The following is an 18952-nucleotide window of genomic DNA, read 5'->3' as shown; positions in this document are numbered from 1 at the left end:
GGGAATAAGGGGTAATGAACACATGACAGCGCCGATTATGTCTGTTTCGCATCTGACCACCGCCTTTCAGGTAAACGGCGAATGGATGGACGTGGTGCGGGATTTATCCTTTACGATTGGCGAGAAAGAGACGGTCGCCGTGGTGGGGGAGTCCGGTTCAGGGAAAAGCGTGATGGCGAAATCCATCATGCGCTTGCTGCCGCCCGGCCAAAGTCGGGTTGAGGGACAGATCCATTTCGGTGACACCGAGCTACTGTCTCTTCCTAATAAAGCGATGCAGGATGTACGCGGCAATCGCATCGGTATGATTTTTCAGGAGCCGATGACCAGCCTGAATCCGGTCTTGCCGATTGGCTATCAGATTACGGAAGTGCTACGCCGCCATCGTGGCATGGGTAAAGCGGAAGCGCGCGCCGAAGCGGTGCGTCTGCTGGAAAAGGTACGTATTCCGGCGGCGAAATCACGGCTGAACGAATATCCGCAAAGTTTCTCCGGCGGGATGCGCCAGCGCGTGGTGATTGCGATTGCGCTGGCCTGTCACCCGAAGCTGTTGATTGCCGACGAACCGACAACGGCGCTGGACGTTACCATTCAGGCACAAATTCTGACGCTGATAAAAACCCTTCAGGAAGAAGAAGGGATGTCGGTGCTGTTTATTACCCACGACATGGGCGTGGTGGCTGAAGTCTCAGACCGCACGCTGGTGATGTATCAGGGCGAAATGGTGGAAAACGCCGTCACGCGGGAAATTTTTCACCATCCTCAACAGCCTTATACCCGCATGTTGTTATCCGCCGTACCCAAATTAGGTTCGATGTCCGGCAGCGCGTGGCCGCAGCGCTTTCCGCTGGTCGACCTCAAAACGGGCGAGCGTCAGCCAGTGCCGGAGGCGGTGAATACCGTATCGGGTGAGGAGCCGGTGCTGACGGTAAAAAATCTGGTCACTCGATTTGATATCCGATCAGGTTTTTTCCGGCGACTGTCTGGGCGGGTTCATGCGGTGGAGAATGTCTCGTTTGATCTCTGGCCGGGAGAAACGCTTGCGTTGGTTGGGGAATCAGGCTGCGGTAAATCCACCACGGGGCGGTCGATTATTCGCCTCAACGATGCCGTCAGCGGTGAGATTCAACTGCTGGGAAAAAATATCCTGACGGCGGATAAGCGTGAACTGACGGATTCACGGCGGCAGATTCAGATGGTATTTCAAGACCCGTATGAGAGCCTAAACCCGCGTATGCGGATAGGGGAAGCGATTGCCGAACCGATGCTGCTACACGGTCTGGCGACCCGACAGAATGTGAATGCGCGGGTGAGCGACTTGCTGGAACAGGTGGGGTTATCCGGTGACATGGCCTCGCGTTTCCCGCACCAGTTCTCCGGCGGGCAGCGCCAGCGTGTGTGTATTGCCCGCGCACTGGCGCTGGAGCCGAAAGTGATTATTGCCGATGAATCGGTATCGGCGCTGGATGTGTCCGTTAAGGCGCAGGTGATCAACCTGATGTTGGATCTCCAGCAGACGCTGGGGCTGTCATTCTTGTTTATCTCGCACGATATGGCGGTTGTTGAGCGTATCAGCCACCGCGTGGCGGTGATGTATCTCGGCGAAATTGTGGAGATTGGCCCACGTTCGGCGATTTTCGACAACCCGCAGCATGACTACACCCGACGTCTGATTTCAGCGGTGCCGGTGCCTGATCCAGACACCCGCCCGGTGCGTAATATCACCAATGATGAACTGCGCAGCCCGGTACGCGCCCCCGATTTCCATCCTCCTGAACGTCGCTATAAGCAAGTCGGAGAAGGGCATTTCGTACTGGAGTGAAACGAAACCCGTTTACGAGAAACCCAGATCGACTTAATTACAAAGTCAGCGCGATACGCTTACCGTCAGGCAGGGTCACATCTAGCGTAAGCTTGCCGCCTAGGGCCGTTACATAGCGTTTTAGCGTTGACAGTTTTGGGTCATTATCGACCTTCTCCATTTTGACAATGGATGGCTGTTTGACGCCCAGTGCTAGCGCAAGCTGAGTTTGCGACATATTTAGCTCTTCGCGTAGTTTCGCTAAAGTGATTTCCTGACGGATCTCAGCCGTGCGCGCTTCAATGCGGGCGCGGCTCTCCGGTGAACGTTTAGCCATCATTTCTTTAAGCGTCGCCATCTTCTTTTACCTCCTGTGATATCAGATGCGATGTAAACTCAGCGTCTGCGATCTTAATCATACGTTCGTAGAACAATTTTTCATCTTCGCCTTTCTTATCCCCGGCACATAAAATAATCGCCTTACGTGTCCGGTCAAACGCGAAGAATGTCCGGAATGGGTGGCCGCCAACCTGAACCCGAAGCTCCTTCATATTTTTGTATTTTGAGCCTTTAATCTGATCAACCTGTGGCCGTCCTAGCTGTGGGCCATCCTCTTCGAGGATAGCGAGGTGTGCCAAAACCTCTTCCTGTACCGCTTCGTTTTGTTCATCAAACCAGGTATCGAATAGTGCCCGTGTGACTATTTTCCATGCCAATCGGTAAACCTCCGTGTCCTACACGCGTTTAATAAATTATAACCTACAAGCTATATTATCAAGTGTTCCTCGTTAGCAATAGTGGACATGTCACTAAGGGAGTTACTCTCAGTCTGAACGAAAAATATTATCTGTCGGATGGTTCGGACAATGATGATTTTAAGCTAACGCTCTATTTCACAACGCAATAGTATTATGGGTCTTTTCACGGTGACAGGGGGACCGTAGGAATGGCGACGTTTGTGGTGCGTCATATAAACAATAGCGATCTAGACGATTTCAGGCGAGTACGGCTCGAAGCTCTTAGGCTACATCCAGAAGCATTCGGTGCGTCTTTTGAAGAGGAAAGCCAGCAACCAGAAACATTCTTTGCTGAACGCCTCCGTCTAAACTCGATTTTTGGCGGATATGACCTGCAAAACAGGTTGCAGGGTATCGTAGGGGTAAGCATTAACACTGCACCGAAACTGCGTCATGTCGCCATGATTTGGGGAATGTATGTCCGAGCTGAAATGAGAGGAACCGGCCTGTCTCGATCGCTTTTGGATGCGGCATTACAGGTATCTTGCAAGGCCAAAACAGTGAAACTTTCAGTAGCGGCAACAAACAAATCGGCACGAGCCCTTTATTGTTCTTTCGGGTTTAGAGAATGGGCAACGGATAGCGCAGCGCTATATATTGATGGTGAATATCATGATGAAATTTTGATGAGACTTGATATTAATTAAATAAGTTGTAAGCCCAGACCTCTTTGCACTGGCTACTACGTACTTGCTAAAACACTCATAGAGACACGTCGTGTCGCCCCACCGAATTATTTACAGGATCGTCTCAGAGCGAATTTGACATCATTCTCCCATAAAAAAAACGGACTTTCCTCTTGAGTGAGGAAAGTCCGTTTAATTTTTTGATTGTTTATCAGCAGACATTATTTGTAGATAACGGCGACGCCGCGCAGTTGGTTATCACCGGTTGCAGAGGTGATAGCGAAGGCGCTGGCACCGGCTTTTTCTGCTTTCTGAGCCAGTTGTGCTTGCAGTGAATCCAGGCTGTGCGCCGTTGCGGTGACGACACCCACTTTTTCCAGACGCTGTGCCTGTTGTGAAGAAACCTGATCGGCAGCAAAAGCACCAAAAGACAGAGTAGAAAGTACGACAGCAGCGGCGAAGAATTTTACGTTTTTCATGTGATGTATCCTGTTCAATGTTGTTTGGAGTGAAAGGGCATTTCCTTTCGATGAAGAGGATATTACGCCGATGTGGAGAGAAGGAAAAACGGAGTGTTTTGAGGATATCAGTCAATATTTTTGATGTTAATTCTGGCGATAAGATGCGCAATCTCGATCGCCAGAATGACGGTTATATCGCCGCCTGCTGAGGTAACGGCGGTGAGGTGGGTGCCAGCACGCGTTCTAGCACACGGGCTTCCAGTTCCGCCAACTTTGCCGAGCCGCGGCGCCGTGGTCGGGGTAAATCGACCGTGATATCCAGCCCCACGCGCCCTTCCTCAATCAGGATGACCCGGTCGGCCAGCGCAATCGCTTCGGAGACATCGTGCGTCACCAGCAGTACAGTAAACCCGTGCTGGAGCCACAGATTTTCGATCAGGCTTTGCATCTCGATACGGGTCAAGGCATCCAGCGCGCCCAGCGGTTCATCCAACAGCAGCAGACGCGGGTGGTGAATGAGCGCGCGTGCCAGCGCGACGCGCTGTTTCTGACCACCGGACAGCGCCGCCGGCCAGTCGTTGGCGCGATCCGCCAGCCCGACGGAGGCCAGCGCGTCCTGTGCTTTCTCACGCCAGTTGCCGCGTAACCCCAGCCCAACATTATCGATCACCTTCTTCCACGGCAGTAGTCGTGCTTCCTGAAACATCAGCCGCGTGTCGTCTTTCGCGCTGCTGAGCGGTGCGGTGCCGGTCAGCAGTTCGCCGCTGCTGGCCGCTTCCAGCCCGGCGAGCAAGCGCAGCAGGGTGCTTTTGCCGCAGCCGCTGCGCCCAACGATGGCAACAAACTGCCCGGACGGAATGCGCAGTTGCACGTCATTCAGCACGGTGCGGTGGCCGTAGTGCTTGGTGATGGCATCGAGCGCCAGCGGCGTCCCCTTGGTGAGCGGCGACGGTGAATGAGATTGCGTTGCAGAATCGGTAAAAGCGGTCATGATGCGTCCCCCGATGAGGTTTGATAAGCCGGATTCCAGCGCAGCCAAATGCGCTCCAGCCCCTGAGCGCTGATATCGGCCAGTTTGCCGAGCAGGGCGTAAAGGATGATGGCGACCACCACCACGTCAGTTTGCAGGAACTCGCGGGCGTTCATGGCGAGATAGCCGATGCCGGAGTTGGCAGAAATGGTTTCCGCGACGATCAGCGTCAGCCACATAAAGCCTAGCGCAAAGCGGATACCGACCATGATGGACGGTAGCGCGCCGGGCAGCACCACCTGATAGAACAGGCTAATGCCGGACAGTCCGTAACTGCGCGCCATTTCCAGCAGGCCGCGATCGATGTTTTTAATACCGTGATAGGTGTTGAGATAAACCGGAAACAGCGTACCCAGTGCGACCAGAAAAATCTTGGCTGCCTCATCAATACCAAACCACAGAATCACCAGCGGAATCAGTGCCAGATGGGGAACGTTGCGGATCATCTGCACTGAGCTGTCCAGCAGGCGCTCGCCCCAACGTGACAGCCCGGTGATGAAGCCGAGTACCAATCCGATACTGCCGCCGATAGCAAACCCGATCAGGGCGCGCCAGCCGCTGATCGCCAAATGCTGCCACAGCTCGCCGCTAGCGATGAGCGACCAGCCGGCGGTAATCACCGAACTGGGCGCAGGCAGAATCCGGTTGGATAGCCAGCCAAACTCGACGGATATCTGCCACGCAACCAGCAGTGTCACGGGGAGTAGAAAAGGCGCAAGCCGTTTTGCCAGCGAAGAGAGCGTTCTTGCCATGATCGATTCCTCAGCTTTGTGAGACTTTGCGCGGCACATAACGGTTAGCAATCAGCTCTCCCGCAGTGTTCACCGTATGCAGCGGTGTAGGTTGCCGCGCCAGATCGAGGTGTGGGAACAGCAGTTCGCCCACGCGATAAGCCTCTTCCAGATGCGGATAGCCGGACAGAATAAAGGTATCAATTCCGAGGTCGGCGTATTCCTGAATGCGTTCGGCCACCGTTGGACCATCGCCAACCAGCGCCGTACCCGCGCCGCCGCGTACCAGACCGATGCCTGCCCACAGATTCGGGCTGATCTCCAGCTTGTCCTTTTTGCCGCCGTGCAGAGCGGCCATACGCTGTTGCCCGACGGAATCGAAACGCGCCAGCGCCGCCTGTGCATCGGCAATAGTTTTTTCATCCAGATGAGAAATCAGCCGATCGGCGGCCTGCCAGGCTTCTTCGGTGGTTTCCCGTACAATGACGTGCAGGCGAATACCGAAGCGAACTTCACGCCCCTGCGCCGCGGCTTTAGCGCGGACTTCCGCCAGCTTTTCTTTCACCTGCTCAGGTGGTTCCCCCCATGTCAGGTAGAGATCGACCTGCTCTGCCGCCAGATTTTGTGCGGCTTCAGACGAACCACCAAAATAGAGCGGTGGGCGTGGTTGTTGAACGGGTGGGTAAAGCAGCTTGGCGTCTTTGACCTGAATGTGTTTCCCTGCAAAATCAACCGTTTCACCTTCCAGCAGCCTGCGCCAGATGTGAGTGAATTCCGCTGAAGCTTCGTAGCGTTCTTCATGGCTGAGGAATAATCCTTCGGCAGCCAGCTCTTCCGGGTCGCCGCCCGTTACCAGATTGAACAGCGCTCGACCGTTAGACAACCTGTCCAGCGTGGCGGCCTGACGTGCGGCGATGGTGGGGGAAATCACGCCGGGACGCAGGGCGACGAGAAACTTAAGCCGCTGCGTCACCGGAATGAGTGATGCCGCAACCAGCCAGGAATCCTCGCAGGAGCGACCTGTCGGCAGCAAGACGCCGCCAAATCCTTGCCGCTCGGCGGCTTGCGCCACCTGTTGTAGATAGCTGTAGTCAACATGACGTGCGCCCTCGGTGCTTCCAAGATAGCGACCGTCTCCGTGGGTGGGCAGAAACCAGAATACGTTAAGACTCATGGTGTGTTCTCCTGAACGGTAAACGTGTGATAAGCGAATTACGGCGTTTGGGGGTGCCAGACGCGTTCCGCGATGTTGACCTTCACTGGCACCAGCCGGTTTTCATAAAACAGGTCGGCGGTGGATTGCTGTGCCTTGATCGTGGCGGCATCCAGTGGTTCGATAGTGGTTGGCGGGCGATGATCGAGTGCCGTTTCAATCACTTTTTCCGGTAGTCCTACCGCGTTGGCTAACAGCGTGACGCTTTGCGCCCGGTCGCTGGTTGTCAACGCATCGGCTTTGGTCAGTTCGTCCAATACCTGACGAATAAAGCTGCCGTGTGCCTCGGCGTAAGGGCGACCTGCCAGATAGAAAGAACCGGTTTTATCGAGCCCGCTGCTGTCAACCAGCACTCGAACGCCGCCTTCCAGCAGCGCAGCGGAATAATAGGGGTCCCAGATTGCCCAGGCATCGACATTGCCTTGCTGGAAGGCCGCGCGGGCGTCAGCGGGGGTTAGGTAGGTTGGTTTGATATCGGTGAATTTTAGCCCGTCGCGTTGCAGCGCACGCAGCAGCGTGTTGTGCGCGCTGGAACCTTTCTGGAAGGCGACTTTGCGACCTTTCAGATCGGCAACGGTTTTCACCGGGCTGCCTTCCCGCACCAGAATCACTTCGGCTTGTGGTTTGGGTGGTTCCACGCCGACATACAGCAGGTCAGCGCCAGCGGCTTGCGCAAAAATAGGCGGGATATCACCCGTACCGCCGAGATCGATGCTGCCAACATTGAGTGCTTCCAACATCTGTGGACCAGCGGGGAATTCAACCCAGCTGATTTTGGTGTTGGGGAACTGCTTCTCCAGCAACTGGTGAGATTTTGCCAGCACCAGGCTGACCGACCCTTTCTGATAGCCGACGCGTAGCTGCGTCGGTACGCTGTCCTGCGCATAAGCGGTGGACATAAGCAGTACGGCACCAGCGGCAAGAATCGCTGGGATCTGGCGTAACCGCGCCGTCACGTTTTTCCATAACGGTGCGTGCTGCCCACGTCCTTCCGTGACCGATCGTTTCATTATCAATGGCATGCTTATGCTTTCTCCCTTATAACGAAAAATTAAAATACAGCGAGGAAATGCAACATCAGGTGATAACCATAACAGGGGGACGGTGGGCTTTTTAAATCTCAATTTGTCGTTTTTATAGCCAAAAGTAGAAAATGCCAGAAACCAGCGCGCTTAGCGTAATAAGCGCGACGATAGTGGGATTTACCCGTCCTTCATGTCTGAAACACGTTTTCCATGACCTGCCTCACATTGTTTCCCGCAATGTCTATTATTTCGTGAACCTATTCTCATATATTGTTTTTTTTCATGGAAAACGGTTTCCGTTGTGTTTCCATGAATGTGTTTCCAATGATTGTGTGTCCACTGGCCGTGTTTATTCACGATGCTTTTATTGATGACGTTTTTGATTCATAACGTACGTACGACGGGGTGTTGAAAATGAAAAGGATCATGCTTTGTTGTTCCGCTGGGATGTCTACCAGCCTGTTAATGCGAAAGATGAAGGAGGCGGCCAGCGCACGTGGTCTGGACGTTGAGATTGCCGCCTATGCCGCCCATGAATTTGATGAGCAAGTCGGGAAGTATGACGTTGTGCTGCTGGGGCCGCAGGTGAAATATATGCTGGCGTCATTCAAGGAGAAAGCCGAGGGAAAAGGCGTGCCTGTGGCCGCAATAGACATGATGGATTACGGTATGCAGCGCGGTGACAACGTGCTGGATTTTGCCTTTTCGCTAATCGAAAAATCAGGACAACCGCTATGAGTGGCCTCTATCAATCGATGGTTAATGTCATCGAACAAAAGATTACCCCGCTGGCGGGGGTGGTCGGGCAACAGCGCCACATCATCGCGATTCGTGATGGCTTTATCGCCGCGCTGCCTTTTATGATCATCGGTTCATTTATGCTGGTGTTCATCTTTCCACCGTTCTCGCCGGATACCACGCTGGGGTTTGCCCGCGCGTGGCTCGATTTCTCCGTTGCTTACCGCGAACAGCTGATGCTGCCGTACTACCTCAGTATGGGAGTCATGACCTTCTTTATCTCGGTGGGGATTGGGGCCAGCCTTGGCAAGCATTACAAGCTGGACCCGATCATGACCGGCCTGCTGGCGCTGATGGCGTTTTTGCTGGTGGCCGCGCCTTATCACGATAAGCAGATTTCCACTCAGTATTTCTCCGGTGAGGGGATTTTTACCGCGATTCTGACGTCAATTTATGCGGGTGAAGTGTATGCCTGGCTGAAGAAGCGCAATATCACGATTCGCCTGCCGAAAGAGGTGCCGACTGGCGTGGCGCGTTCGTTTGAAATCCTCATCCCTGTACTGGTCATCGTCGCGACGCTGCACCCGTTTAACCTGTTCATCCAGTCTGCCACCGGCATGATTATTCCGGAGGCCATTATGCACCTGTTGGCACCGCTGATTTCGGCGTCGGATTCGCTGCCCGCCATTCTGATCTCGGTGTTCATCTGCCAGATTCTGTGGTTTGCCGGGATTCACGGCGCGCTGATCGTTACCGGAATCATGAACCCGTTCTGGATGACCAATCTGGCGCTGAATCAGGCTGCACTCTCGGCAGGCGCGCCGCTGCCGCATATTTATTTGCAGGGATTCTGGGATCATTACCTGCTGATCGGTGGGGTCGGTTCTACGCTACCGCTGGCCTTTTTGTTACTGCGTAGCCGCGCGGTTCATCTACGCACGATTGGCCGCATGGGTGTGGTGCCGAGCTTTTTCAACATCAACGAACCGATTCTGTTTGGTGCCCCGATCATCATGAACCCGCTGCTGTTCCTGCCGTTTATTTTTGTGCCAATGGTCAACGCGGTTATTGCCTATACGGCGACGAAACTCGGCTGGATCGCACAGGTAGTTTCCCTGACGCCGTGGACGACACCCGCACCGATTGGTGCATCGTGGGCGGCGAACTGGGCGTTCAGCCCGGTGATCATGTGTCTGCTCTGCATGGTGATGTCGGCCGCGATGTACTACCCGTTCCTGAAAGTTTATGAGCGCACGTTGCTTAAACAAGAGCAGGAGAAACAACAGCAGACTGCGGGCGAAGCCAGCGCCAGCGCATAAACACGAGTGAAGCAGAGAGGAACGTATGCACGATCATCTTCAGAACGATTTCCGCTTTCCCGCGAATTTTTGGTGGGGCAGCGCCAGTTCGGCACCGCAAACGGAAGGCGAAAGTCTCAATTATGGTAAAAGCGCCACCGTATGGGATGAGTGGTTCGCCACGCAGCCTGGCCGTTTTCACCAGCAGGTGGGGCCAGCGGATACCTCTACGTTTTATCAGCACTGGCGTGAAGATATCGCGCTGCTGAAGACGCTGAATCACAACACGTTCCGAACGTCGATCTCCTGGGCGCGGCTGATTCCCGACGGCGTGGGTGAACCGAATCCGCAGGCGGTGGCGTTTTATAATCAGGTCATTGATGAGATGTTGGCGCAGGGCATCACGCCGTTTATCAATCTGTTCCATTTTGATATGCCGATGGTGATGCAGCGGCTGGGCGGTTGGGAAAATCGGGCGGTGGTGGTGGCCTATGCGGGCTATGCGGCGACCTGCTTCCGTCTGTTTGGCGACAGGGTAAAACACTGGTTTACGTTCAATGAGCCGGTGGTGCCGGTGGAAGGCGGGTATCTGTATGATTTCCACTATCCGAACGTGGTGGACTTCAAGCGTGCGGCGACGGTGGCGTACCACACGATGCTGGCGCATGCGCTGGCGGTGAGAGCCTATCGTGAGCAGTCTCAGGGCGGGGAAATTGGCATTATCCTCAACCTGACGCCTTCCTACCCGCGCTCCCAACATCCGGCTGATGTTAAAGCCGCCAACATCGCCGATCTGATGTTTAACCGCAGTTTCCTCGATCCTGCGCTGAGGGGCGAGTACCCGCAGGAACTGGTCGATCTGCTGCATCGCTATGGTCAACTGCCGAGCTGCCAACCTGACGATCGCGCGCTGCTGGCCGATGGTGTTGTCGATTTACTGGGTATTAACTATTACCAGCCGCGTCGTATCCAGTGCCGCGACAGTTTGGTCAACCCCGATAGTCCGTTTATGCCCGAGTGGTTCTTCTCCAGCTATGAGATGCCGGGACGAAAAATGAATCCCTATCGCGGCTGGGAAATTTACGAACCGGGCATCTATGACATTCTGACCAATCTGCGGGTGAATTACGGCAATCCGCGCTGCTTTATTTCGGAAAACGGCATGGGGGTGGAGAACGAACAGCGTTTCGACGCCAACGGTCAGATTCAGGATGATTACCGCATCGATTTTGTCCGCGAACACCTGAAGTTTGTGCACAAAGGCATCGCGGAAGGCAGCAACTGTCTCGGCTACCATATGTGGACGTTTATCGATAACTGGTCGTGGTCGAATGCCTATAAGAATCGCTATGGTTTCGTGCAGTTGGATTTGGCGACGCAGACGCGCACGGTGAAGAAAAGCGGGCAATGGTTCGCGGCGGTGGCGGCCGAAAATGGCTTTCAAGGTTCAACGTCGTAAGGCTTTATTCACGTCGGTGTGGCACTCTGCCACACCGTATTAACCGCTCGCCCGTCTTTCCCATCGTTCTTTTCACGTATAAAACCCACGCTTCTATACCTGAGCCATAGGCATAAAAAAACCGGCTTGCCCTGATGAGGAGGCAAGCCGGAAAGAGGGTAATACAGGTCTATCTACGATGACTTATCGGGGCAAACAACGCAGGCTCAACAACACTTAGTTGAAGATTACCGCAGAGCCACGCAGCTGATCGTTACCGGTCGCAGACGTGATGGTATAAGATTTAGCACCTGCTTTTTCTGCTTTCGCTGCGAGCTTAGCTTGCAGTGAACTTAGGTCTTGAGCGGTAGCAGTAACGACGCCCGCTTTTTCCAGATTCTGTGCCTGTGAAGGAGACACGTATTCAGCAGCAGAAGCACCGAAAGCAACGGTAGCGAGAACAACAGCAGCAGCGATGGTTTTTACGTTTTTCATGATGTCTTATCCTTTTCTTATTTGATAGGTGAAAGGGGGCTGCCCTTTCGATATGAAGAATGTTACGCCAATGCTAATAAATTAAAAAACGGATGTTATTGAGGAAGTCTTTCTATTTTTTTGAATGACAATATTCGTTGTTGTTTGTTTTTTTTAAATTAAAAACAATAAGTTATACATAAAACTGAATTTTATTTACAAACTATTGACTGATATTGAATAACTGGGGTGATGTCTTGTTTGTTGAAGCTCAACTAACGTTTAATGCTGTAGGTCATCATATTACCAATATTAACTGCTGGTCATGCGATGGAAATTGGCTGATTTATGACATAAGACCCTATGGATCTTCATTCACAGGGCTGAGCATTGAGCGCATACACCTGAAAAACCTCAAAACCGAGGTTGTTTATCGAGCAACGGCGGGTGCGCATGTGGGCGTAGTGACCTGTAGCCCGCAGGAACCGCTGCGTTATGTCTTTATCCATGGGCCGGAAAATCCGGATAGCGAATGGCAGTATGATTTTCACCATCGCCGTGGAACGATTGTGGCGGATTGCCAGCGCGATGAGGCGATCACGCTTGACGCCTTCTCTATTACGCCGCCTTATCAGGCTGGTGCGCTGCGCGGCGGTACGCATGTCCATGTCTTCAGCCCGGATGGCAGCCGTCTGAGCTTTACCTATAACGACCATGTACTGCATGAGCGCGATCCGGCATTAAACTTGCGCAATGTGGGGGTGGGCGTGCCGCTACAGGCTGTCACCGTTGAGAAATGCCATCCACGTGAATATGACGGCAGCCACTATTGTGTGCTGGTCAGCAGAACGACACCGCAACCGCAACCCGGCAGTGATGAAATCAATCGCGCTTATGAAGAAGGTTGGGTGGGCACCACGGGCTATATTCGACAGGACGGTTCGCACCAGCGCTGGGCGCTGGTATTTATCGGTGATACGCGAGCGGCGGACGGGACAACGGTGCCTGAGATCTTTATCGTCGATTTGCCGGATGCGCTGGAAGATTACGCCAAAGAGGGTGATGCGCCGCTGGCAGGGACGGAAACCTCGATGCCTGCACCGCCTGCGGGCGTGTATCAGCGACGTTTAACCTTTACGCACCAACGCCGTTATCCTGGTTTGGTAAATCAGCCGCGCCATTGGCTACGTTCCTCGCCCGATGGCAGCGAGATCGCGTTTTTGATGCGTGATGAGGCTGGTGTGGTGCAATTGTGGACGCTTTCCCCGAACGGCGGTGAGCCAAGACAGGTAACGCACACGGAACACGGTGTGCAGTCTGCTTTTAACTGGCACCCGGATGGACGTTCTCTGGCATTTGTGTGTGACAATAGCATCATGCTGTGTGATGCAAAAAGTGGTGAGCTTGTTCGGATGACGGCGAGGACGGACAGTGCGCCGAGTGCGGATGCCGTGGTCTTTTCTCCTGATGGGAAACACGTTGCGTATATGCGGGAAATTGACGGTTTTAATCAGCTTTTCGTCGTGACCAGCTTGTGATCATGACTGCGGCGAATGCGGTGCTATCAAAGCTGATTATGCGGTGTGGTGGCAAATTGTGAGTTGGCAGTTTGGTTTTGCTCTTCGCTTTGCGAAATGCGCTCACGCGTCGACAGTTTGCTCTTTTCGCTGCCCGCGCGATAGTAGTCGTAGGGCAGTAGCAGCGTGTCGGCCACCGCGGAGAACGGAAGATCGATCGCGACCAGCGGCATCATGGCCCAACTGGTGTCGTCGTCACGCAGCATACCCACGCTGGCGCGCGTGCCGGAATAGTATCCCTGATCGCTTCCGGTATGCGTCATGACGCTGGAGCAGCCGCCGGTTACTACCGCGCCGCTACCGGTAATAATGAAAGAGAACAACGCACTTTTCAGTAAAGTCATATTACTTATCCATTAAGAACCTGCTGCCAGAGCGGGTCGAAGCCTGTACTGGCCACTTAAGTCCGTTGTTAGGGGAAACACAGGGGGTTCCCGCAGGGACGCCTCACCCCTGTGGTCGCCCCATGTATCTCGATGCTTAAACGATCGGCACTAGGCCAAAACCTACCTATCTTGAGTGTATGTGATAACGACCACTGTGTGAGTGAATATTGCATGAAACACAGCGATTTTTCTTTTTTGCCTCTTGAAAGTCTGAGGGGGGTCACCATATTGATGGTAAGCCGGAAGAAAACGATATGCCGTCAGGGTATCTGTCCCGGCTGTGAGCCTGTCCTTAGGGAAGGTAAAGAATAAATCCTCGCTGCATGTTTAGGAGGCTGTTTTATGCGTAACCCCGATTTTTCCCCACTGTACCGTTCTGCTATTGGTTTCGATCGCTTGTTCAATCTGTTAGAAACCGGCCAGACCCAGAGTAACGGCGGCTATCCTCCCTACAACGTCGAACTGGTTGATGAGAACCAATACCGCATCGCGATTGCCGTCGCTGGTTTCGCCGAGCAGGAACTGGACATCACTGCGCACGACAACTTATTGATTGTAAAAGGTGCCCACGCTGGTGAGCAGGTTGCCCGCAATTACTTGTATCAGGGCATTGCCGAGCGCAATTTCGAGCGTAAATTCCAACTGGCCGAACATATTCAGGTAAAAGGCGCCAATCTGGAAAACGGGCTGCTGTATATCGATCTCGAACGTATCGTGCCGGAAGCGATGAAGCCGCGTCGGATTGAAATCAAGTAAACCAATATCAAATTAATTGCGCATTGCCTGAAACGGCAATGCCATGAATGAACATATCGTCTGCCGAATGGGGACGACGCCAGCTATTGAAACGTGGCTGGCATAAGCGATGCCCACAGGGGTGTCATTAATCTCGCTTCTTAGAAGGAGTCATATTATGCGTAACTACGACTTATCACCTTTACTGCGTCAGTGGATCGGTTTTGACAAATTAGCCAGCTCAATGCAGGGCAGTCAGGAACCGATTGATTTTCCTCCGTATAATATCGAGAAAAAAGACGACAACCACTACCGCATCACGCTCGCGCTGGCGGGGTTCCGGCAAAGCGATCTGGATATTGAAGTCGAAGGTCCACGCCTGACCGTGAAAGGTAGCCCGGCACCCACCGAGAAAGCGGTGGAATATCTGCATCAGGGGCTGGTGTTTAAACCTTTCACGCTGAGTTTTACGCTGGCCGAGCATCTGCATGTGTCCGATGCGCATTTTGAAAATGGCCTGCTGCACATCGATCTGGTACGTGACGTACCGGAAGCCTTGCAGCCGCAGCGTATCGCCATCGGCGGTGGTCGCCCGGCATTGAACCAGCAGTCTACCGAAGATGCGTCATAACGCGACATCTGCGTTATTAACCTGATGACTTCCCGCGCTCGTATCGTTACGGGCGCGGTTTTGTGTTGCCCGCCACGTTTCCTTCCCCGGCATTCTGCCAGAATCAAAATATACTCGTCATACTTCAAGTTGCATGTGCGTTGGCTGCGTTTACTCACCCGAATCACTTACTTGAGTAAGCTCATCGTGATGAAATGAGAGACGTCCTGTCTCTCACCGAAGGCCAGCCGTTGGCTGGTCAAATTCGTTCCTGACGAATTTGTCCTTCTCTTGCCGCCTGCCTGAAACTCGAATTATTTAGAGTATAGCAGCAGTGGTATTTCCCAATAAAAACGTCCGCAAAGGATACGGGTATGAGTGATATCGCACTTACCGTGAGTATGCTAGCGCTGGTTGCTGTTCTGGGGTTATGGATTGGTAACTGGCGGATTTATGGCGTCGGTTTAGGGATTGGCGGGGTCCTGTTCGGTGGGATCATCGTCGGGCATGTTGCCCACCAGTACCAGATTCAACTGAATGATGACATGTTGCACGTCATTCAGGAATTTGGGCTGATCCTGTTTGTCTACACTATTGGCATTCAGGTTGGGCCGGGCTTCTTTTCCTCTCTGCGCGTATCTGGCCTGCGTCTCAATGCGTTCGCCTTGCTGACGGTATTTCTCGGCAGTGTGGTGACCGTCCTACTACATAAACTGCTCAATATTCCTTTGCCCATTATTCTCGGTATTTTCTCCGGTGCGGTGACCAACACGCCTTCGCTGGGCGCGGGGCAGCAGATTCTGACCGATCTCGGTTCGAGTACAACCTTAGTGAACCAAATGGGAACGGGCTACGCGATGGCGTATCCGCTGGGGATCTGCGGCATTTTACTGGTGATGTGGCTGATGCGTGTCTTGTTTCGTGTCGTGGTGGATAACGAGGCAAAACAGTTTGAAGCCAGCAATGGTCAGTACCATGAACAACTGCACACGATGAATGTGTCGGTGACGAATACCAATTTGCAAGGGCTGGCGATTCAGGATGTGCCGATTCTGAACCGTGACACCATCGTCTGCTCCCGCCTGAAACGCGGTGATGAGCTAATGGTGCCGTCGCCGCAGACGCTGATCCAACTGGGCGATTACCTGCATCTGGTGGGTGCGAAAAACGATCTGGAGCAGGCGCGTCTGGTCATTGGTAATGAAGTGGAGACGTCGCTCTCGACGCGCGGCACCGATCTGCACGTTGAACGCGTGGTGGTGACGAATGAGAAAGTGCTAGGTCGCAAGATTCGCGAGCTGAATCTGAAGCAAAACTATGATGTGGTGATTTCGCGCTTGAATCGCGCGGGGGTCGAGCTGGTCGCCAGCAATCAGGCCAGCCTGCAATTTGGCGATATTCTGAATCTGGTCGGGCGGAAAACGGCGATCGATGCCGTCGCGGATATCGTGGGCAACGCACAGCAAAAACTCCAGCAGGTACAGATGCTGCCCGTCTTTATCGGCATTGGGCTAGGTGTGTTGCTGGGCTCTGTGCCGCTGATGATCCCTGGGTTTCCTGTGGCGCTGCGGCTTGGGCTGGCTGGCGGACCGCTAGTTGTGGCGTTGGTGCTGGGGCGTATCGGCAGTATCGGTAAGCTTCATTGGTTTATGCCGCCCAGTGCGAACCTGGCGCTACGTGAACTCGGCATTGTGCTGTTCCTGTCGGTGGTGGGGCTGAAATCCGGCGGCGATTTCATTGATACGCTATTAAATGGCGACGGCATGTGGTGGATTGGCTACGGTGCGCTGATTACCATTGTGCCGCTGCTGCTGGTCGGCATACTGGCGCGCACGCTGGGTAAGATGAACTACCTGACGCTGTGTGGCATGCTGGCGGGCTCTATGACCGATCCGCCTGCGTTGGCGTTTGCCAATGGGCTTCACCCGACCAGCGGTGCGGCGGCGCTGTCTTATGCGACGGTTTATCCGCTGGCGATGTTTCTGCGAATTATGTCGCCGCAGCTACTAGCCGTACTTTTTCTTACCCTATAAATGTTATCAGCTGGATAAAAACTACTATTTTATCGCCGAATAATGATTATTTTGTTTTTTATTTTTGAATAAAGAAATACCTGAGTAAATAAATAAGGAATGGATAACTCACTGTCTGGGAAAGAATTATATTACCACTATTAGGTATAAGGTTTTTTTATCATTGACGTGTCGTTAATTTCGTTAATTTTATGTTTGTGAAATGTCAATTATTATTGAATTTAAAGGGTTTTTTATCTGGAAATTAAAACCGCGGAAGTTTCTTAAATAAATTAATGAACCTCTTTAGTAACTAAAGTAACGCTATTTTGCAGGCGCATTATAATACTATCTCTTCATTAATCACTTGATTTGATCAGACGAGAGAAGCACCCTGAACCCTTGTTTTCTCGTCTTTTTTTCCGCAGATGATTCCTGTTGCGTTGTTTCAGCAGGGTGACGAAGGAAGAATAACGTAATACCCACTCCTCCGCACGGGACATCCGTCGTGAATACAGCATTCCGTTTTAATGAAGAGTGGTGTTCTTATGTCTGCGAATAACAGCAGGTTGATAAAGCTTCTAGTTATCCTTTGTATTGCCGGTGGCTTATGGTTATTACCGGTTCCTGATGGTGTTAAACCCGATGCCTGGCATCTGATGGCGATTTTCATTGCCACGGTTGTCGGTCTGATTCTCTCTCCTTACCCGCTTGGCGCAATGGCGATGTTCAGCCTGACCTCGGTCGCCATATTAGGGTTATTATCCATTAAAGACGTGTTGGCAGGCTTTAGCGATCCCACCATTTGGATGATCGCCTGTGCCTTCTTTATCTCGCGCGGCTTTATCAAAACTGGTTTTGGCCGGCGTATTGGCCTGCTGTTCATCAGCAAGTTGGGGAATAGCTCTCTCGGTCTGGCGTATGGCCTGGTGTTTACCGACCTGCTGTTCGCCCCGGCGATGCCTTCTACATCTGCACGCTGCGGCGGGATCATCACCCCGCTATTCCGGTCGATTGCCGAAGCTTATGACTCCACGCCGGAAAAAGGCACGCAGCGTCGCATTGGTGCGTTTCTGGTGCAGTCCATTTTCCAGTGTAACGCCGTGACGTCTGCGATGTTTATGACCTCCATGGCGGGTAACCCGATGGTGGCGAAGCTGGCTTCCCAGTTTGGTATTCACATCAGTTGGACGGATTGGGCGTTGGCGACACTGCTGCCGGGCTTCCTGTCTTTGGCGCTGATTCCTTATCTGATCTACCGTTTCTATCCGCCTGAACTGAAGAAAACCTCAGAAATGCGCGCGATCGCCGTCGAAAGACTGCGTGAAATGGGCAAAATGACCCGCGATGAGTGGGTGGTGCTGGGCGTGTTCCTGGGGCTGGTGACCTTCTGGGTGTTGGGTTCCACGCTGAATATCGACGCGACCCTGACCGCACTGGCTGGCCTGAGCGTGCTGTTGCTCAGCCGTGCGCTGAGCTGGGATGACGTGGTCGGTGAGAAAGAAGCCTGGCACACCGTGGTGTGGTTTGCCGTACTGATGACGCTGGCTGGTCAGCTTAACAAAATGGGGCTGATTGCCTGGCTGGGCGGATTGGCCGGTAATGCGGTGAGCGGGATGCACTGGCTGCCGATGCTGGGGCTGCTGCTGCTGGTGTACTACTACAGCCACTACCTGATGGCGAGTGCGATTGCCCACATCAGCGCCATGTACGCGATTTTCGTCTCTATCGCACTGGCTGCCGGTGCGCCGCCGATGCTGACCGTACTGGTGTTCGGTATTTTCAGTAACCTGTTTATGTCCACAACCCACTACTCCAGCGGCCCGGCTCCGATTCTGTTTGGGACAGGCTACATGCCGCTGGGAACCTGGTGGAAGATCGGCTTCTCCATCAGCCTGGTCATCATCCCTATTTGGCTGGGTGTTGGTAGCATGTGGTGGAAACTGCTCGGTTTCTGGTAAAAACGTGGATACCGCGGGCTTTCCTGACACAAAAAATGT

At 53.3% G+C, this 18952-nt stretch carries 19 protein-coding genes; 10 read left to right on the top strand and 9 right to left on the bottom strand.

Translation table 11 applies throughout. The annotated features are described in order from the left end of the window. Positions 1 to 22 precede the first annotated feature (22 nt). Positions 23 to 1822 carry an ABC transporter ATP-binding protein gene (locus tag EDI29_RS17080; protein ID WP_137741842.1) on the top strand — a complete coding sequence of 600 codons (1800 nt, stop codon included), beginning with the start codon at positions 23 to 25 and terminating at the stop codon, positions 1820 to 1822. A gap of 37 nt (positions 1823 to 1859) precedes the next feature. Here EDI29_RS17080 and EDI29_RS17075 read toward each other — a convergent pair whose 3' ends face one another. Beyond that, entirely contained in the window at positions 1860 to 2159 is a 300-nt protein-coding gene (locus tag EDI29_RS17075; protein ID WP_103862387.1) for a helix-turn-helix domain-containing protein, read from the bottom strand. Continuing rightward, on the bottom strand, positions 2146 to 2517 hold the full coding sequence (locus EDI29_RS17070; protein WP_137741841.1) for a type II toxin-antitoxin system RelE/ParE family toxin: 372 nt from the start codon (positions 2515 to 2517) through the stop codon (positions 2146 to 2148). Before EDI29_RS17070 ends, EDI29_RS17075 begins: the two co-directional genes overlap by 14 nt. 230 nt (positions 2518 to 2747) lie before the next feature. On the opposite strand from EDI29_RS17070, the gene EDI29_RS17065 reads away from it, so the two are divergent. Beyond that, positions 2748 to 3245: a GNAT family N-acetyltransferase gene (locus EDI29_RS17065; protein ID WP_137741840.1), complete on the top strand. Its 498-nt coding sequence runs from the start codon at positions 2748 to 2750 to the stop codon at positions 3243 to 3245. Between the two features lie 200 nt (positions 3246 to 3445). Here EDI29_RS17065 and bhsA (EDI29_RS17060) read toward each other — a convergent pair whose 3' ends face one another. The 5 genes from bhsA (EDI29_RS17060) to EDI29_RS17040 all read right to left on the bottom strand — a co-directional run bounded on the left by bhsA (EDI29_RS17060) (position 3446) and on the right by EDI29_RS17040 (position 7681). After that, on the bottom strand, positions 3446 to 3703 hold the full coding sequence (gene bhsA, locus EDI29_RS17060) for a multiple stress resistance protein BhsA (protein WP_137741839.1): 258 nt from the start codon (positions 3701 to 3703) through the stop codon (positions 3446 to 3448). A 172-nt stretch (positions 3704 to 3875) separates the two neighbouring features. Next, positions 3876 to 4676 (bottom strand): aliphatic sulfonates ABC transporter ATP-binding protein, encoded by an 801-nt coding sequence (ssuB, locus tag EDI29_RS17055; RefSeq protein WP_137741838.1) that lies wholly within the window; start codon positions 4674 to 4676, stop codon positions 3876 to 3878. Next, complete coding sequence (gene ssuC / locus EDI29_RS17050) at positions 4673 to 5467, bottom strand: aliphatic sulfonate ABC transporter permease SsuC (RefSeq protein ID WP_137741837.1); 795 nt, start codon at positions 5465 to 5467, stop codon at positions 4673 to 4675. The genes ssuB and ssuC overlap by 4 nt, the downstream gene beginning before the upstream one ends. A 10-nt stretch (positions 5468 to 5477) precedes the next feature. After that, positions 5478 to 6620 carry an FMNH2-dependent alkanesulfonate monooxygenase gene (gene ssuD / locus EDI29_RS17045; protein WP_137741836.1) on the bottom strand — a complete coding sequence of 381 codons (1143 nt, stop codon included), beginning with the start codon at positions 6618 to 6620 and terminating at the stop codon, positions 5478 to 5480. 38 nt (positions 6621 to 6658) lie between these two features. Further along, positions 6659 to 7681, bottom strand: coding sequence for a sulfonate ABC transporter substrate-binding protein (locus EDI29_RS17040; protein ID WP_137741835.1), 1023 nt, complete (start codon positions 7679 to 7681; stop codon positions 6659 to 6661). Between the two features lie 417 nt (positions 7682 to 8098). On the opposite strand from EDI29_RS17040, the gene EDI29_RS17030 reads away from it, so the two are divergent. Genes EDI29_RS17030 through EDI29_RS17020 form a run of 3 tightly spaced genes read left to right on the top strand, consistent with a single transcriptional unit; the run spans position 8099 to position 11179 of the window. Beyond that, positions 8099 to 8422 carry a PTS sugar transporter subunit IIB gene (locus EDI29_RS17030; protein WP_029367717.1) on the top strand — a complete coding sequence of 108 codons (324 nt, stop codon included), beginning with the start codon at positions 8099 to 8101 and terminating at the stop codon, positions 8420 to 8422. Continuing rightward, positions 8419 to 9741 carry a PTS sugar transporter subunit IIC gene (locus EDI29_RS17025; RefSeq protein ID WP_137741834.1) on the top strand — a complete coding sequence of 441 codons (1323 nt, stop codon included), beginning with the start codon at positions 8419 to 8421 and terminating at the stop codon, positions 9739 to 9741. Before EDI29_RS17030 ends, EDI29_RS17025 begins: the two co-directional genes overlap by 4 nt. Before the next feature lie 25 nt (positions 9742 to 9766). Next, positions 9767 to 11179 carry a glycoside hydrolase family 1 protein gene (locus EDI29_RS17020; protein WP_137741833.1) on the top strand — a complete coding sequence of 471 codons (1413 nt, stop codon included), beginning with the start codon at positions 9767 to 9769 and terminating at the stop codon, positions 11177 to 11179. 216 nt (positions 11180 to 11395) lie between these two features. Here EDI29_RS17020 and bhsA (EDI29_RS17015) read toward each other — a convergent pair whose 3' ends face one another. Further along, positions 11396 to 11653 carry a multiple stress resistance protein BhsA gene (gene bhsA, locus EDI29_RS17015; protein WP_025919939.1) on the bottom strand — a complete coding sequence of 86 codons (258 nt, stop codon included), beginning with the start codon at positions 11651 to 11653 and terminating at the stop codon, positions 11396 to 11398. Positions 11654 to 11889: 236 nt separating this feature from the next. Between bhsA (EDI29_RS17015) and EDI29_RS17010 the strand changes: the two genes are divergently transcribed. Further along, entirely contained in the window at positions 11890 to 13170 is a 1281-nt protein-coding gene (locus EDI29_RS17010) for a YidR family protein (RefSeq protein WP_193555673.1), read from the top strand. 26 nt (positions 13171 to 13196) lie between these two features. Here the strand turns inward: EDI29_RS17010 and EDI29_RS17005 are convergent, their stop codons facing one another. Beyond that, positions 13197 to 13553: a YceK/YidQ family lipoprotein gene (locus tag EDI29_RS17005; protein WP_137741832.1), complete on the bottom strand. Its 357-nt coding sequence runs from the start codon at positions 13551 to 13553 to the stop codon at positions 13197 to 13199. 384 nt (positions 13554 to 13937) lie between these two features. Between EDI29_RS17005 and ibpA the strand changes: the two genes are divergently transcribed. The 4 genes from ibpA to EDI29_RS16985 all read left to right on the top strand — a co-directional run bounded on the left by ibpA (position 13938) and on the right by EDI29_RS16985 (position 18913). Further along, complete coding sequence (gene ibpA / locus EDI29_RS17000) at positions 13938 to 14351, top strand: small heat shock chaperone IbpA (protein WP_005976748.1); 414 nt, start codon at positions 13938 to 13940, stop codon at positions 14349 to 14351. A gap of 157 nt (positions 14352 to 14508) precedes the next feature. Beyond that, the gene (gene ibpB, locus EDI29_RS16995; RefSeq protein WP_137741831.1) at positions 14509 to 14961 is read left to right on the top strand and encodes a small heat shock chaperone IbpB; all 453 of its coding nucleotides are present in this window, start codon (positions 14509 to 14511) and stop codon (positions 14959 to 14961) included. A gap of 353 nt (positions 14962 to 15314) precedes the next feature. Continuing rightward, a complete protein-coding gene (locus tag EDI29_RS16990) occupies positions 15315 to 16973 on the top strand; it encodes a putative transporter (protein ID WP_137741830.1) in 1659 nt (552 codons plus the stop codon). Positions 16974 to 17500: 527 nt separating this feature from the next. Further along, a complete protein-coding gene (locus tag EDI29_RS16985; RefSeq protein ID WP_137741829.1) occupies positions 17501 to 18913 on the top strand; it encodes an anion permease in 1413 nt (470 codons plus the stop codon). Positions 18914 to 18952 lie beyond the last annotated feature (39 nt).

Origin of the sequence: Pectobacterium polonicum, from assembly GCF_005497185.1 — a bacterium.
Taxonomy (GTDB): Bacteria; Pseudomonadota; Gammaproteobacteria; order Enterobacterales; family Enterobacteriaceae; genus Pectobacterium; species Pectobacterium polonicum.
Note: the sequence above shows the minus strand (reverse complement) of the source record. Positions and strands in the feature narration are given on the sequence as shown.